We start from the raw sequence: 15,159 nt of genomic DNA on the forward strand, positions 1-15,159 counted from the left end.
TTTATTATTTCAAAAACAGGAGGTTTGGAGATGACTAAAGATCGAGCTGGAACGTTTATCCCTAATTTATCTGGGGATTCTACTTTTTATTCATTTAAACCCAACCCCTTGCCACCAGAACCACCGATTCAACTGGATGATGTTTTGCTTAACCTTGTCGTGGAAGCTCACCGACTATTAGCGGTCCTTGATGATCGGGCTACTCATTTACTAGATATGGATTTATTTATTTCCATGTATGTTCAGAAGGAAGCACTTCTTTCGTCGCAAATCGAAGGGACACAAGCGACACTTGAAGACCTGTTTCATTCAGAAATAGACAAGCATATCAATGAAGATGTCAGTCAAGTCGTGAATTACGTTCAAGCTACTCATTATGCGATTGACCAGCTAAGTAAGTTACCTTTGTGTAATCGTCTTTTATTGAATACGCATAAAATGCTATTATCAGATGTTCGTGGGAAAGAGAAAAATCCAGGAGAGTTTAGGAGGAGTCAGAATTGGATTGGAGGGACGGGTTCAAGCCTAAAAACTGCCCGCTATATTCCGCCTAATGTTGAAGATATGACGATGAGTCTTCATCAGTTAGAGGATTATTTAAATACCGAAAATGGCTATGATCCCTTAATCAAAGCAGCGCTGATTCATTATCAATTTGAAACGATTCATCCTTTCTTAGATGGAAATGGACGCATTGGTCGTTTGTTAATCATTCTTTATTTACTGGAACAGGAAGTTATTCAGACACCCGCCTTATACCTATCTTATTATTTGAAGCAGAATCGAGTGGAGTATTATGACAGAATGACGGCAGTAAGAGAAACTGGAGACTTTGAGCAATGGGTAAGATTTTTTATTCAAGGAACGGTGATCTCTGCTAGGTCTTGCATTGAAACGGCAGATCGATTAATTCAATTAAAGGAAGAAGCGATTCAATTGATTAAAAATCAGGATTTTACCCCACGAAGCTTAGAAACGGTGTTAGAGCTATACCATTATTTGTTGACGCATCCAGTTGTTAATATCACACAGACGGCTGAAGCGATGGGCGTCGCTTATAATACAGCAAGTACAGCCATTCAACGGCTTTGTGATTTAGATATTTTAAAGAACATTTCTACACAACGACGTTCTAAAGTGTTTGCCTATCAAGACTACTTGGATATTTTAAATGAAGGGGCAGAAATTGAAGGGGTATAATAAATAGGTGGGAAGTGTATGTGGTAGTTTTACCTCAGTCTATAAAGAAAATAGAGACATAGGACTGCGCTTGTTAAAGTGGCATCGTTCTGTGTCTCTTATTTTGATATAATTTATTTGAGGAAGCAAAGTGAAGTGGACAGGAAGGGGGAGCGGGATGGGACAGATTATTGAGTTCCCAGATGATAAGAAAGCGCGGGAGAGAGTAGAAGCGTTAAAGCAAACGTTGGAAGAACTAATTTTTGAGAAAAATCATCTGCAATACATTATTTGTGAGAATATCCAAATGGAATACATGCTGATTTTCGGGAGCCTTGAATATGAACTGTATCAATCTTACTGCAAGTATTTGCGTTTGCGGCGAAAAAGAGAGTTGATTCAAGCGAAGATAAATCGACAAGAGAAAATTAATATGAAAATAATTGAGCTTCAGCTTGATGAAGAGTTTGAAGCGTATCAACAGCAACTGAATGAAAAGATTGAGGAAATTAACCAGGCTCTAGCACGCTCGAAGGCGGATGCGTTGTCTGAAGACCAAGCAGCCCAACTCAAAAAAAGTTACCGGAGTATCGTAAAGAAATTGCATCCGGATCTTAATCCGAATATTACTGAAGCAGAAAAAGAAATGTTTTATCATGCGACGGATGCTTATAAGGACGGAGATCTTCAAACGATCCAACTTATATTTGAGATTGTATGTAGTGATGGGATGGAGAGTGAAGCGACTTTAAAAGGTAAATCGTTGCATGAAGAAGTTGAACGACTTGAAGGGTTAGTGAGTCAAATTCAAAATGAAATTGAACAGATACAAACTACCCCGCCTTACATTTGGAGTATTTATCTAACCGATGAGACGAAAAAAACCGAGAAGTTAGACGAGTTAAAGCAGGATATTGAAGAATTTAAACAGGCAATACGGATTCAAGAAGAATATATTGAGCAGTTAATGAGGGATGCGACATGAGTGATTTGATAAATAGAAACCAAGGTGATTTATTCCGCTATCTATTAAATAGTGAGACAGGGATTGAAATACCGAAGCCTTTTGAGCGGGATATTTATTTATTTGATACGTATGTGGCGGGCACTGCGCATATTGAAGGAATTGATGCGATTGCAGGTCAACTTCAAGTAGGCGACAGATTAGTATTTTATCGTGAACCCGAGAATGAATACGACTCGCAAGCGATACGAATCGAAACGTTGAAGCAAGAGAAGATTGGCTACGTGCCACGGCAAGATAATGTTATTTTCTCAAGGCTGATGGACTCTGGGAAAGTTTTGTTCGCGAAAGTGATTGAAAAAGAAGAGCGGGGTAATTGGGTAAAGATCAGTATTCAAATTTATTTGCATGAGAGTTAGGGAAGTAATAAAAATACGTCGTATGCGATCCTATTGTATTGACAACGTATTGCTTTCGTAAGTATAATTAAGTCGAAGGAGTGATAGGGATGGCAACGACTAATTTAAATATTAGGACAGATAGAGAAGTAAAAGAAGCAGCAGAAAAAATTTATTCAAGATTAGGTATTAATATGACGACTGCAGTAAATATGTTTTTAAGAGCAAGTATTAGAGAGTGTGGCATTCCTTTTGATTTAAAACTGAATGTTCCAAATCAAGAAACCCTCAAAGCGATGGAGGAGGCTAGAGAGATTGCTAAGGATAATAGTGCTGTTTCTTATGACAACATCGATGATTTGAGGTCTGCTCTTGAAGTATAAAATTAAATTTACGAGTCGCTTTAAGAAGGATTTAAAGCTAGCTAAAAAACAAGGAAAAAATATCGATAAACTGTTTTGAAGTGATTGAAAAGTTAGCGAATGATGAAATACTAGATGAAAAATATAAAGATCACCAACTGATTGGAAACTATAAAGGAACGAGAGAATGCCATATCGAGCCAGATTTTCTTCTTATCTATGAGAAATTTGAAAAGATACTTGTATTATCATTAGTAAGAACGGGATCTCATTCAGATTTATTTAAATAAATGGTATTTCTAACTTTTGCTAAATCAAGGAGGCAACTGTGATTCAAATAATCGTATTGGCGATGTTTTTATTGGGGTTTGCTTATAATGTTCATTTGAAGCGAAAAGTTACATGTCAAGTCAAGCAATCATCTCTCGTATGGGGAGTGGTGGGTAGCTTTTCGATGGTTGCTTTAATGATGGCGTATCATTGGAGTTCGACGGTGATGGGCTATACAATCGCTGTCAGTTCGATGCTATTGGTATATTCCATGGCGTTTTTTCAAGGGGCAGGGCCAGACGGGATTATTGTTTTCATGGGAACGACACCATTATTAAGAAAAATCTCATGGCAAGAGGTAACGTTATTGGAATCAACTCCAATAAAAAATACCCATGACCTCGAGCTTAAAGTTAAAGCGCACGGTGATGAGTATAAACAAAGATATGCTCAAGCAGATTGGGAAGTTTTATGGAATGAGCTGAACGATTTCAAATTTTTGGGCTAAGGATATTGCTGTAGAAACTGACTGACGATTTGACGATAGGTGGCGGTATCTTCACGTGGGAAGACGGCATGTTTGAATCCTTTAGCAGTGTACAGTTGTTTTTTCTCGTGTGGAATAGCTTCAAAGAGTGCCTCTCCCATATGAGGTGGTGTCAGAGTATCTTGATCTGCGTTCGTAATAAGTACTGGAATGGTGATATTTTTGAGGTAATCCGACGCATCAATATCTTTAAATGAAAAATGTAATTTCAGCATTGTGTAAAGATTTCCTGCGAATTTCATATAATTTGCAGGGATTTTTTGTTGGGCTTCAATATCATAAAGTTCTTGATCGAGTAACTCGTTTGAATCGGCTACGGGAGATTCAAGAATTAAGTAATCAATGGATTCCTCGTTCCGGCCGGCAGCGATAGCGGCACTGGCCCCTCCGTAAGATTCACCCCACAATACGAGCTTGCCTTCCTCAGACATTTCATCTTTCGCATAATCAATCGCATCTAAAATATCATAGGATTCAAGCACCCCGAAAGTATTATAAGGGGCGAGGTTATCGCCTGAATAGCGTTGGTCAATGGCGAGCACGTTATATCCGAGATCAAGAAAAACGCCCATCACATCCGTTAGAGAACGGCTCGTCCCGCCCATTCCATGGACAAGGACAGCGATATCTTTGTTTTGGTCTTCTTTAATTAAAATGGCTGGGATTTGGTGGTCGTACTTACTGGATGGAAATTCAACTTTTTGGAAATTTTTGTCTTTAACAAAATTGTCGAATTTTTCAAGATATGTTTCCGCATAGGTTAAGGTATCTTCTCTAGAAACCGCATTGGTGTAGCCTTCGAAGACTTGTTGGCCGATAAAAAGTGTCAAGCCGATAGCGAGAACAACAAGTAATCCAACAATCCATAGTATGATTTTAGTAATTTTGCGTCGCATGGCTACCCCCTTGTTTTAATCATTCGATTAAATTAATTTTAAAGAATATAGGGTAGTATCTCAAGTAAAGATTATGTAAAGTAAGTCGATGTTCGTATTGTTGAGGTTATTTTGCTAAGATAAAGCAAGGTACTATTGTTCAAGAGGAGGTAGTGAGTATGCAAGAGAATCAAGCATTTTACTGTGGAACGCAAAAGATGTTACAAGCAGCGTATCGGGAATTATTGTTGGAAGATTATCAACCAACAGTAGATACAATGCTAGAACGAATCGGTGAGCGTCCAAATTCGGCCTTGGAGTTAGGCTGTGGCGTAGGATTGGCTGCGATTAATTTAAGTAAGTTAGGTGTTGAGGTAACAGCCATTGATTTCGAGCCGACAGTTCACCAGATTGCGCTGGAAAACAAAGCGAAGTACGCAGCAGAGGTGAATTTTTTTAGAGAGGATTTTTACCAATTTGATGCGGCGTCGCAATTTAACTTAGTCTATTATTTAGATGGATTTGGGATTGGTGAGGATGCCGATCAATTGAAGTTGTTGGAAAAGATTAAGGAATGGCTTACTCCAGAGGGGAAAGCGTATATTGAGGTCTATAATCCGAATCATTGGCGGAAAGCAGATGGGGTTACGTTACCGTTAGTTGAGGATGTGTCGCATCACTATCGCTTTGATGAAGCCGCGCATGAAATGATCGATATTTGGAAGCGAGAAGGTTCTGAGGTAGCGTACACTCAACGATTGAAATGTTACTTGCCAGAAGACTTTGAGCAACTCGTTAAGCGAGCTGGCTTTGAAGTAGTAGCGTTCTATCCAGAGGGAAGGATGGACTACGAGACAATGCAATACCATCCACAAGCGTCATTGACCGACTGCTTATCATATTCCGCAGTGATCGTTCCCGTTAATTAAGAAAAAAGCAAAAGACCGGTGCCATGGGTTTGGCACCGGTTTTGTTGTTTGGTTGAACCGATTTCTGCAGTATGTGTCCTCGGTTCGAATAATATTTTGCGAGTTTTAGTAGAATGGGTCGTCTGTTGTACAAACTTTGTGCGAGTTTTAGTAGAATGGGTCGTTTGTTGTACAAACTTTGTGTGAGTTTTTGTAGAACAAGTCGTTTGTTGTACAAACTCAATGTGAGTATTTGTAGAACGCGGCACCTGTTGTACAAATTTTCTGTGTATTTTAGTAGAACAGGCCTCGATTCTCGCATTCTCGAACGAAAGTTGTGAGAATGGGTTGCTGGTTCTCGTATTCTCGAGCGAAAGTTGTGAGAATGAGTTGCTGGTTCTCGTATTTATCAGTGCTTACCAGATTTTATTACGCGTTAATTTTTTCGGTAATATCGAGTAGGCGGTGTACCATATCTTGTACAGCTTGTTTAACCGTATCGTGATCTTCTTGGAAGAAGGCGCCAGATTCGTCTGAGCTTGTTGTGACAGAAATACCGTATGGATTTCCTAGTGTTGAGATGGCTTCGCTTGTGAATCCGGGTGTAACAATCACAGCACCCCAGTGCATCATTTGAGTGTAGAGTGATTGTACGGTTATCTCTTGACCACCGTGGGTAGTATTAGTGCTAGTAAAGGCCGTAACGACTTTATTAACTGTTTTACCTTGTGCCCAAAGTCCGCCGAGCGTATCGATAAATTGTTTCATTTGGGATGCCATGACTCCGAAACGAGTTGGGAAGCTGAAGATAATCGCTTCGCTCCACTCCACATCTTCTGCAGTCGCAACAGGAATATGTGAAGTTGCATCGACATGTTGTCTCCAAGCTGGTTGCGAGTCAATCGCAGCATCAGGTGCTAATTCGGTAACTTTACGAACACGTACTTCTGCGCCTTTTGCTTCGCCAGCTTCAGCAGCTAGGCGTGCTAGTTCAGCGTTTGTACCGTATGAGCTGTAGTATAAGATAAGTAATTTCATTAAATCATCGTCTCCTTTATATTTGACATATGAAAATATATTAACTGAAATTTGTAACAAATATCAAATTTTTTGCTCAAGCATTCGATTATGCAGTTGACTGGCGAAAATATTCGTATAAGAAAGTAACGAAACCTCTGATAGTAGGCATAGCGCCTGCATCAGAGATTTTTTGGTGATGAGTGAGTATCGGTGGTTTAGACCTCGTTGAGTTAGATTAGTAGAACCGTCGTCTCATTCTCGTAACTTTCGCTGGAGAATACGAGAACCGTTGCTCCATTCTCGTAACTTTCTCAGTCCTACAATCTGTTTCACTCAAAAAGCCCCCCTCGCTGCTACACTTAAGTGCATCAGGTAAAGGTGGCTGAGAACAAGCTTAAGTCAAACTAACTTTGTCACGTTGCCAGGCAAACAAGGTAAAGACAGCGGACAAGCAAATAGCAGGGAGCAACCACTCGAGGCCGAATTGGCTGAGCGGTAACTGAGTCGTCCAATCGGCGATCGGGGCGGCCCAAGTTTTAGTCAAAGCCGGGCCGGTGCTAGCGAGAACTTGAACCAGTCCAATGAGACCAGCCGCAATCACACCGCCAGTGTACGTCGCGTCATAGCGAATTTTTCGGTCAAAGAGTGACCAAATAATGAGGATCATAACCATCGGATAAATGATGTTAAGAACGGACGAGGCAATGCCAATAATTTGTTGCGTCCCAATCAGCGAGATAATGAACTCCGTAATGACGCAAATAATGCAAATCACTTGATAAGACCAGCGACCTCCAGATGCTTCGTGGAAGAAATTACTGCAAGCGGAAGTGAGTCCGATCGCAGTCGTCAAACAGGCAAGTGCCACGCAAATTCCCATTAACAAATGTCCCCATTGCCCGAGAATTAAGAGAATCATCCCATTAAATACTTCGGTTCGCCCATGTTCAAAGCCGTAGTGGGTTGAAATTTGAGAACCAGCGTAGGCGAGAGCAATATAGACCACTGCCAACAAGATAAAAGCAACCAGTCCTACCAGGCTTCCAGCCTTAATTTGTTGGCGACCGGAGGCATAGCCACGTTGTTTGAGTTCATTCATCACAATGCTTGCCATCAACGAAGCACCCAATGCATCCATTGTTTGGTAACCTTCTTTAAAACCATGGGCAAAAGGATGTGGTAATCGGTTAGCAGCAATTGTCTCAGTCGGGTTGAACAAAATCACCACCACTAAAATAAAGATAATCATCAAAATACTCGGTGTTAAATACTTCCCAATATGTTCGACGACTTTCTTTGGATTTAAAGCTAAATAAGCAGTTAAACTAAAGAAAATTAAACTGGTCACCCAGATTGGGACGCTTGGGAATACTTGATGAACGAAAATTTCGTGGGTGGTAGCACCGGTTCGCGGCACCGAAAAGAGTGGGCCGATTAACAAGATCGCAATTCCGGCTAAGATCATGCCGAATTTCGGATGGATTCGTTTGCCGAGGTCATGGGTCTGTCCACCGAGTTGAATCGTCACGAGTACGCCCAAAACAGGGAAGAAAGGGTCCGATGCTAAAAAGCCCCCGATGGCTTTCCACCACGCTTGTCCGCTAAGGACACCGAGATAAGGTGGAAAAATTAAATTGCCTGCGCCAAAGAAGATGGCAAAAAGAGCCAGTCCTGTAATTAAAATGTCTTTCGGTTTAATATGCGTCATAAGTCTTCCACCTGTTCTGTAAAATGATTTGTCCCTATCTTACCATAGTTAACGGATAAAAATAAGTGAATTATTATTTAATTTTAATCATTTACTAATAATTAGACGCCGCCTCTCCGAAAAATTATGCCTATTTTGAATGAATCTAATGAGGTTTTTGTAATGATTCTTGTTTTCTCGCTATGGTAGTTTTACACTTTTTTATCTGTTAAACTAACCAAAGTGAGACAATCATTTTACATATTTAGAAAGCTTTGGAAGGAGCCAATAACATGTTCAAGAAGCAATTTAAATTTTTACTATTAACTTTATTGTTAATTGCGGGCGCGATGAATCCTACAAATATCGCTGCGGAAAATGATACTGTGACGATTACCGATGCGACTGGGGAAGTGACCGTTCCGAAAAATCCCCAAAAAGTCGTAGCGCTCGATAATCGAACCTTTGAAACACTCGAGCAATGGGGAATTCAACCGGTGGCGGTACCTAAAGATGTAATGTACCCAGCGAGTGCTTTTGTCAGTGATGATAACATTGCTAACGTCGGGAACCACCGCGAACCGAATTTAGAAGTCATCGCAGCAGCACAACCCGATTTAGTCATTGTCGGTCAACGTTTTGCTTCTTATTACGAAGAGATTAAAGCTCTCGTGCCTGAAGCAACAGTGATTAACCTTGATATTGATGTGAGCCAAGAGAGCGAGGACCCAGGCCGTAATTTGACGGAAGGGTTAATTGAAACAACCCGAACACTCGGAGAAATCTTTGATAAACAAGCGGAAGCAGACCAATTAATTCAAGAGTTTGAAGCTTCCATTGAGCGGGCCAAAGCAGCCTATCCGGCTGATGAGACCGTGATGAGTCTCGTTGTATCGGGCGGTAATCTTGGTTATGCAGCGCCTCAGATTGGACGTGTCTGGGGACCGTTATACTCGATTCTCGATTGGAATCCTGCTTTAGAAATCGAAAATGATTCAACGGATCATAAAGGCGATGATATCTCGGTTGAGGCCATCGCAGAAAGCAATCCCGACTGGTTGATGGTTTTAGATCGGGATGCAGCGATTCGTCAAGATGATCAACCGGCGCAACCTGCGCAAGATGTGGTTGAAAATTCTAAAGCACTTGCGAATACAACGGTGATTAAAAATCAGCAAATTGTTTACGCACCGGCTGATACTTACACGAATGAGTCGATTCAAACCTTTACGAAATTATTTAATTTAATTGCCGATGCAATGGCCCAATAGTCACTGCATAAAAAACCAGCGATAGCGTTTGAACGTTGTCGCTGGCTATTTTTACTTTTGAAGTCTGTTGGTGGATTGTGAACGATCGTTTAGAGAAAATAAAATGAAAGGCGGGATTAGATGAAGTCAGCACATCCTCAAACTGAAAGAAAAAATCAAACGCACCCTCGCAGATGGGGTCTCGGGCTACTGATCGGATTAGTGATTTTATTAGCCGTCCTTTCACTGTTAACGGGGGCATATAATCTTACGGCGCGTCCGGAAGGGTGGCAGATGCTGTGGATTACACGGGTTCCAAGGACGGCAGCCTTGATGTTGAGTGGAAGTGCGATGGCACTGTCTGGACTCGTGATGCAACAGATCAGTCAAAATCGCTTCGTCGAACCGACAACAACGGGTACGATTGAATGGGCCGGGTTAGGCCTGATTCTCTGTTATATAGGGGTACCCTCGCCCTCGCTATTTTTACGTATGACCTTTGCGATGGTCGCTGCAATGATTGGAACGAGCTTGTTTTTTATCTTGGTTCGCCAAATTCACCTGAAATCAAGTTTGACACTGCCATTAATTGGGATGATGCTCGGCGCTGTCATTTCAGCGGTAACAACGCTACTGGCTCTAACGTTCAATTTAAGTCATACACTTGAAATTTGGTTTACTGCCTCTTTTGCTTCAATTGAACAAGGGCGCTACGAGTATTTGTGGTTGATTTTAGTCATGGTGGTCGCGATCTATTATTTAGCTGATCGATTGACGATTGTTGGACTGGGTCCCGAAGTTGCGACCAACCTAGGGGTAAATTATCAGCGGGTGACAGTGATTAGTACGATCTTGGTGTCATTTGCAGTAGGGATTGTTGCCAGTGTAGCAGGTTATTTACCGTTTATCGGATTAATTGTTCCGAACACGATTTCGCTACTGTTAGGTGATCATATTCGTTCGAATTTACCATGGGTGTCGCTTTCAGGGATGGCCGTGATGCTTAGCTGTGACTTGCTGTCACGTACGCTCATTGCGCCGTTTGAATTACCTGTATCTGTGATTTTGGGGACCGTCGGGTCGGCTACATTCATTGGCTTATTACTGTATCAAAGGAGGCGATGGGCATGATGCAACCGGGAGCTTATTTTCCAGCTTTTAATCATTCGCGCGATCGTCAGCGTTTCTGGTTAGTATGGGGTGGGATCCTCATCTTGGGTATATTATTTTCTGTGGGACTTTTATGTTTTAGACAACCCGTTCCGATGGATTCTCCTTCATTTTATCCGGTAATCAAACGCCGTGCCATGGCAGTTCTAACAATCATTGTGGTTGCTTTCTGCCAATCGATTTCCACGATTGCCTTTCAGACTTTAAGTCACAATCGGATGGTGACACCCTCGTTGCTGGGATTCCCATCGCTTTATATTGCGATTCATACCGTCCTCGTATTTTTTGGAGGGGTGCAGTCGTTAATTCAAATGTCGAGTACCGTTCTATTTATAATGCAACTGGTGATCATGGTCATGGTCAGTTTACTGCTTTATCAGACATTACTGACAGGAAAATATGGCAGCATGGATGTGATGTTGCTGGTGGGAGTCATGTTAGGGATGGGATTAAATTCTTTAGCGACCTTTATGCGACGTGTGTTATCTCCTTCAGAATTTGACATCTTACAAGCGCGTTTATTTGCCTCAGTCAATCACGCTGATGGGGAGCAACTGCTGTTAGCACTGCCGTTTTTGGTGTTGGCGACGTGGGGATTATTTAAGCTCAGTTCACAATTAAATGCCCTTTCGCTTGGGGAAGACACGGCTAAAAATCTAGGAATTAACACTGGACAAATTAATCGGCGCACGCTTATTTATATTACGATATTAATGGCGATTTCAACCGCATTGATGGGACCCTTATCCTTTTTTGGCTTTTTAGTGGCTAACTTATGTTATCAATGGGTACCGAGTTACGATCATCGTTATCTTTTTATGATGTCGATTGTCTTGGCTTTTGCCTTTTTATCGGGTGCTTATTTTATTTTAACGCATCTCTTTCACGCGCAAGGGGTAGTGAGTATTGTGATTGAATTAGTGGGTGGTATTGGTTTTTTAATGACATTCTTTCGAAGTAAGAAAGGAGGACTGGCATGATCGAGATTCAACAATTGGTCAAGCATTATGATCCACATACGCAAATAGGGCCGCTTGACTTTCAGATTCCGAGTCAAAGCTTAACAGCACTGATCGGACCGAATGGGGCGGGCAAGACGACGTTACTCACGATGTTAGGTCGGTTGTTAACACCCGATGCAGGCGATATTTTGATTGAAGGGCAGTCACTATCAAAGTACGCCCAGTCACGCTTTGCGACGCAAGTCGCGATTTTACGTCAGGAAAATCATTTTATGACACGATTAACGGTTAAACAGCTTGTCGCTTTTGGTCGCTTCCCCTATAGTCAGGGGCGCTTAACACCATCGGATTATGAAATCATCGACCGCTATATTGACTTTCTCAACCTATCTCCGCTAGCTGATCGATATTTAGACCAGTTGTCGGGTGGGCAACGTCAACGGGCTTATGTAGCGATGGTGTTAGCTCAAGAGACTCCTTATATTTTGTTAGATGAACCGCTAAATAATCTAGATATTGCCAGTTCAATTCAAATGATGCAACACTTACGCTATGTGGTGAAGTCGTTTGACCGGACGATTATTGCAGTCTTACATGATATCAATATGGCGGCACGTTATGCTGATTATATTTATGCAATGCAATCAGGTCAGCTCATTCATTCTGGTACACCTAAAGAAGTGATTACGACAGCCTGTCTTCAAGATGTTTATGGCACACAAATTCAAGTGATTGAAAGTGAATTTGGTCCGATTGCGGTTTATGCGTGACAGTTTGATAATTGCGAAACTGTGGTAGAATAGGATTGTTATAAATTTCTTTATTGGAGTGAAAAAGATGTTGGAGTGGTTAGCCGGATTAAATCCGATTGTTCAAGCGGGACTGGCTGGTGTTATGACTTGGTTCGTAACAGCGCTAGGTTCGAGCTTGGTATTTTTTATGCGAGAAGTCAATCGCAAAGTGCTCGATTTTATGAATGGCTTTGCGGCGGGGGTCATGATAGCTGATTGCAGCCAGTTTCTGGTCATTATTAGCCCCTTCGATTGATTATGCCGAAGTAGCTGGCTACGGTTTTTGGTCGTTTGTACCTGCCATAACAGGCTTTATGGTTGGGGGAATTTTCTTAAGTATTTTAGATAAGATTATCCCGCATTTGCACTTGGACCAACAAACAGCTGAAGGGGTTCCAACGCAATTATCATCAACGACATTATTATTCTTAGCGATTACGATTCATAATATTCCTGAGGGATTGTCGGTCGGAGTTGCCTTTGGTGCGGCCGGAATGGGGCTTTCATCCGCAACGTTAGCGAGCGCATTGTCACTAACGCTAGGAATCGCATTACAAAACTTCCCGGAAGGAGCGGCTTTAGCGATGCCGATTCGAGCCAATGGTAAGAGCAATCGTTATGCTTTTAACTTAGGTCAAGCGAGTGCGCTAGTTGAGATTGTGGCGGCAATTATCGGGGCTTGGTTGGTTACAGAAATTACGGTCATTTTACCGTATGCTTTAGCCTTTGCTGCCGGTGCGATGATCTTCGTTTGTGTTGAAGAATTAATTCCGGAGTCGCAATCGAATGGTAATGAGGACTTAGCAACCTTAGCATTAATTATTGGCTTTGCCTTGATGATGACGTTGGACGTGGCACTCGGATAAGTAGTATTTAAAAGACGGACGATGAGCCCATGGGAGTATGGGCTTTTTGTCTGCCAAAAATTAACGACAGATTATGCTATAATAGAGTAGCATTTAATATCGATTACAGGAGGGATGATGTTGCATTCATCAAATCAAAATCAAGCCCGGGTCGGCTATCTTTATATTTTACTTGCGGGTGCTTTATGGGGGATTAGTGGTATTTTTATCACCCATCTATCTCGACTTGAGATGTCCAATGCGATGGTTACATTCAGTTCATTATTTACCACATCGATTATTTTAGGGGTGATCGTTTGGTTTAAATCGGGCTGGCAAGGGTTCAAACTTAGCCGACGCGGTTTGGGATTGATGTTAATCTTAGGGGTATTTTCGAAAGGTTTATTCAAAATGGCTTATGACGGCGCCATGATCTTAACGGGTGTGGCAACGGGAACTATTTTACTTTATTTATCGCCTTTTTTTGTATCGATTATGTCAACGATTTTATTTAAAGAGAAAATTACTCTCGAGAAATTCATCGCTTTGTGTATCAATTTAATTGGTTGTATTTTAGTGGTGACGGGTGGACGACTCACTGCTTTAGAAATTTCAGCCTTAGGCGTGCTGCTAGGGATTCTTTCAGGTATTTTGTATGCACTGATGACAATTATTGGTATCCTTGCTGGCGAAGATGATACACCCCCTTGGACCTCGACTTTCTATATGACTTTTTTCGGACTGTTAACGACAATCCCTTTTGCTCAACCGTGGAAGTATGCCCAAGTTTTTACGGTACCTACTTATTGGTGGTATTCGATTAGCTTTGCGTTACTACCTGGTACCATCTCAAACTTTTTATTTCTTAATGGGTTAACTTACCCGATTGAAGCATCTAAAGCGCAGATTGTTGCGTCGGTTGAAGTAATTGTGGCGACGTTAGTGGGCGTGCTTTACTTTAAAGAAGCGCTCAATTACGTTAGTCTCATCGGCATCGCGATTATGCTTGCTTCGATCGTATTAATGAATATGCAACCGTCGAGTTCGAAGTCAGCGTAATAATTAATTTACCATCCTGTTTGATCATAATATCAAGCAGGATTTTTTGTTGTTCAGCTGTTTTATTGCTAAGCAGGGTATAAATGAGTTGAAATTGATAAGGTGAATCAAGATGACCAAATACAAATTATGTATCAAGATCGAATGAAATGTGCGCCGGAACTGACAATATTCTGTCAATTCAAAAACTTCCAACATGGAGTGTTAGTTGGGATGCTTGGATACTTTATAACTGATAACTTCTAATCAACGAGGTAATGTACAGTCCGTTTGTCCACGGAGATTGCGGATAGCCAATACTATTTGTTATTCTAATGCCCTTTGTCAACTTTCAGCAATCTCCTCATTCATTTAAAATTTAATTCTCTAGATCCAGCCTTTCAATACGTTCTTGGATAACAACGCAGATAGGAGTTATTAGGACTTGTTAGCATTCTCGAATTAATGATTGACGAAATAGGAAAAATACATTATATTATAGTTGAACAATTGTTCAACTATTAAAACGAGGTGATGTTATGAATCAATCAATGTGTGAGAGCGATGCTATTCATGAAGCCGTTGTTCACGATACTTTATCCAAGATGAGAGCAGAAGATGATTATATTGATTTAGCTGATTTGTTTAAAATGTTTGCCGATAAGACACGTGTGAAGATATTGTATGCGCTAGAGCAGAACGAACTTTGTGTATGTGATCTGGCTGTCGTTTTGTCGATGACTAAGTCCGCTATCTCTCATCAATTGAAGGGATTACGACTGGCTAATTTGGTCAAGTCGAGACGAGAGGGCCAAATTGTCTATTATTCTTTGGCTGATGACCATGTCAAGGAAATACTAGATATCGGGTTTGCGCATCGTGATGAGTAAGGA

Annotated in this window: 16 protein-coding genes and 1 pseudogene; 14 read left to right on the top strand and 3 right to left on the bottom strand. The window is 41.3% G+C overall.

Translation table 11 applies throughout. The annotated features are described in order from the left end of the window. The first annotated feature begins 30 nt into the window (after nt 1-30). The 6 genes from HMPREF9707_RS06345 to HMPREF9707_RS06370 all read left to right on the top strand — a co-directional run bounded on the left by HMPREF9707_RS06345 (nt 31) and on the right by HMPREF9707_RS06370 (nt 3,681). Complete coding sequence (locus HMPREF9707_RS06345) at nt 31-1,200, top strand: Fic family protein (RefSeq protein WP_006701878.1); 1,170 nt, start codon at nt 31-33, stop codon at nt 1,198-1,200. A 157-nt stretch (nt 1,201-1,357) separates the two neighbouring features. Next, nucleotides 1,358-2,164 carry a hypothetical protein gene (locus HMPREF9707_RS06350; RefSeq protein ID WP_006701879.1) on the top strand — a complete coding sequence of 269 codons (807 nt, stop codon included), beginning with the start codon at nt 1,358-1,360 and terminating at the stop codon, nt 2,162-2,164. Further along, a complete protein-coding gene (locus tag HMPREF9707_RS06355; RefSeq protein ID WP_006701880.1) occupies nt 2,161-2,562 on the top strand; it encodes an HIRAN domain-containing protein in 402 nt (133 codons plus the stop codon). The genes HMPREF9707_RS06350 and HMPREF9707_RS06355 overlap by 4 nt, the downstream gene beginning before the upstream one ends. An 89-nt stretch (nt 2,563-2,651) precedes the next feature. Further along, complete coding sequence (locus HMPREF9707_RS06360) at nt 2,652-2,924, top strand: type II toxin-antitoxin system RelB/DinJ family antitoxin (protein WP_006701881.1); 273 nt, start codon at nt 2,652-2,654, stop codon at nt 2,922-2,924. 80 nt (nt 2,925-3,004) lie between these two features. Next, entirely contained in the window at nt 3,005-3,193 is a 189-nt protein-coding gene (locus HMPREF9707_RS06365) for a type II toxin-antitoxin system YafQ family toxin (RefSeq protein ID WP_462936786.1), read from the top strand. Between the two features lie 38 nt (nt 3,194-3,231). After that, nucleotides 3,232-3,681 carry a hypothetical protein gene (locus tag HMPREF9707_RS06370; RefSeq protein WP_006701882.1) on the top strand — a complete coding sequence of 150 codons (450 nt, stop codon included), beginning with the start codon at nt 3,232-3,234 and terminating at the stop codon, nt 3,679-3,681. Here HMPREF9707_RS06370 and HMPREF9707_RS06375 read toward each other — a convergent pair. Continuing rightward, a complete protein-coding gene (locus HMPREF9707_RS06375) occupies nt 3,678-4,616 on the bottom strand; it encodes an alpha/beta hydrolase (protein ID WP_006701883.1) in 939 nt (312 codons plus the stop codon). The two genes, HMPREF9707_RS06370 and HMPREF9707_RS06375, sit on opposite strands and share 4 nt — an antisense overlap. A 158-nt stretch (nt 4,617-4,774) precedes the next feature. Between HMPREF9707_RS06375 and HMPREF9707_RS06380 the strand changes: the two genes are divergently transcribed. Further along, entirely contained in the window at nt 4,775-5,524 is a 750-nt protein-coding gene (locus tag HMPREF9707_RS06380; protein ID WP_006701884.1) for a class I SAM-dependent methyltransferase, read from the top strand. A gap of 408 nt (nt 5,525-5,932) precedes the next feature. On the opposite strand, the gene wrbA is transcribed toward HMPREF9707_RS06380, so the two are convergent. Together wrbA and brnQ are read right to left on the bottom strand one after the other, a co-directional pair. Further along, nucleotides 5,933-6,541, bottom strand: a complete 609-nt coding sequence (gene wrbA / locus HMPREF9707_RS06385; protein ID WP_006701885.1) for an NAD(P)H:quinone oxidoreductase — start codon at nt 6,539-6,541, stop codon at nt 5,933-5,935. A gap of 376 nt (nt 6,542-6,917) precedes the next feature. Beyond that, complete coding sequence (gene brnQ, locus HMPREF9707_RS06390; protein WP_006701886.1) at nt 6,918-8,231, bottom strand: branched-chain amino acid transport system II carrier protein; 1,314 nt, start codon at nt 8,229-8,231, stop codon at nt 6,918-6,920. Nucleotides 8,232-8,503: 272 nt separating this feature from the next. On the opposite strand from brnQ, the gene HMPREF9707_RS06395 reads away from it, so the two are divergent. From HMPREF9707_RS06395 to HMPREF9707_RS06425, 7 genes and pseudogenes are all read left to right on the top strand, one after another. Continuing rightward, the gene (locus HMPREF9707_RS06395; RefSeq protein WP_006701887.1) at nt 8,504-9,481 is read left to right on the top strand and encodes a siderophore ABC transporter substrate-binding protein; all 978 of its coding nucleotides are present in this window, start codon (nt 8,504-8,506) and stop codon (nt 9,479-9,481) included. A gap of 120 nt (nt 9,482-9,601) precedes the next feature. Beyond that, nucleotides 9,602-10,591 carry an ABC transporter permease gene (locus HMPREF9707_RS06400; protein ID WP_006701888.1) on the top strand — a complete coding sequence of 330 codons (990 nt, stop codon included), beginning with the start codon at nt 9,602-9,604 and terminating at the stop codon, nt 10,589-10,591. Beyond that, entirely contained in the window at nt 10,588-11,610 is a 1,023-nt protein-coding gene (locus HMPREF9707_RS06405; RefSeq protein WP_006701889.1) for an iron chelate uptake ABC transporter family permease subunit, read from the top strand. Before HMPREF9707_RS06400 ends, HMPREF9707_RS06405 begins: the two co-directional genes overlap by 4 nt. Further along, a complete protein-coding gene (locus tag HMPREF9707_RS06410) occupies nt 11,607-12,362 on the top strand; it encodes an iron ABC transporter ATP-binding protein (RefSeq protein ID WP_006701890.1) in 756 nt (251 codons plus the stop codon). Before HMPREF9707_RS06405 ends, HMPREF9707_RS06410 begins: the two co-directional genes overlap by 4 nt. Before the next feature lie 70 nt (nt 12,363-12,432). Further along, nucleotides 12,433-13,249: pseudogene (locus tag HMPREF9707_RS06415) on the top strand (ZIP family metal transporter). Between the two features lie 120 nt (nt 13,250-13,369). Then, a complete protein-coding gene (locus HMPREF9707_RS08580) occupies nt 13,370-14,287 on the top strand; it encodes a DMT family transporter (protein ID WP_198003488.1) in 918 nt (305 codons plus the stop codon). Between the two features lie 518 nt (nt 14,288-14,805). Next, complete coding sequence (locus HMPREF9707_RS06425) at nt 14,806-15,156, top strand: ArsR/SmtB family transcription factor (protein WP_006701894.1); 351 nt, start codon at nt 14,806-14,808, stop codon at nt 15,154-15,156. Nucleotides 15,157-15,159: the final 3 nt, after the last annotated feature.

This window comes from Falseniella ignava CCUG 37419, from assembly GCF_000301055.1.
In the GTDB taxonomy this organism is placed as follows: Bacteria; Bacillota; Bacilli; order Lactobacillales; family Aerococcaceae; genus Falseniella; species Falseniella ignava.

Bases quoted from the DNA above. Each gene is read 5' to 3' on its own strand.
- HMPREF9707_RS06345 (WP_006701878.1), top strand. From the start codon at position 31: ATGACTAAAGATCGAGCTGGAACGTTTATCCCTAATTTATCTGGGGAT.
- HMPREF9707_RS06350 (WP_006701879.1), top strand. From the start codon at position 1,358: ATGGGACAGATTATTGAGTTCCCAGATGATAAGAAAGCGCGGGAGAGA.
- HMPREF9707_RS06355 (WP_006701880.1), top strand. From the start codon at position 2,161: ATGAGTGATTTGATAAATAGAAACCAAGGTGATTTATTCCGCTATCTA.
- HMPREF9707_RS06360 (WP_006701881.1), top strand. From the start codon at position 2,652: ATGGCAACGACTAATTTAAATATTAGGACAGATAGAGAAGTAAAAGAA.
- HMPREF9707_RS06375 (WP_006701883.1), bottom strand. From the start codon at position 4,616: ATGCGACGCAAAATTACTAAAATCATACTATGGATTGTTGGATTACTT.
- HMPREF9707_RS06380 (WP_006701884.1), top strand. From the start codon at position 4,775: ATGCAAGAGAATCAAGCATTTTACTGTGGAACGCAAAAGATGTTACAA.
- wrbA (WP_006701885.1), bottom strand. From the start codon at position 6,541: ATGAAATTACTTATCTTATACTACAGCTCATACGGTACAAACGCTGAA.
- brnQ (WP_006701886.1), bottom strand. From the start codon at position 8,231: ATGACGCATATTAAACCGAAAGACATTTTAATTACAGGACTGGCTCTT.
- HMPREF9707_RS06395 (WP_006701887.1), top strand. From the start codon at position 8,504: ATGTTCAAGAAGCAATTTAAATTTTTACTATTAACTTTATTGTTAATT.
- HMPREF9707_RS06400 (WP_006701888.1), top strand. From the start codon at position 9,602: ATGAAGTCAGCACATCCTCAAACTGAAAGAAAAAATCAAACGCACCCT.
- HMPREF9707_RS06405 (WP_006701889.1), top strand. From the start codon at position 10,588: ATGATGCAACCGGGAGCTTATTTTCCAGCTTTTAATCATTCGCGCGAT.
- HMPREF9707_RS06410 (WP_006701890.1), top strand. From the start codon at position 11,607: ATGATCGAGATTCAACAATTGGTCAAGCATTATGATCCACATACGCAA.
- HMPREF9707_RS06425 (WP_006701894.1), top strand. From the start codon at position 14,806: ATGAATCAATCAATGTGTGAGAGCGATGCTATTCATGAAGCCGTTGTT.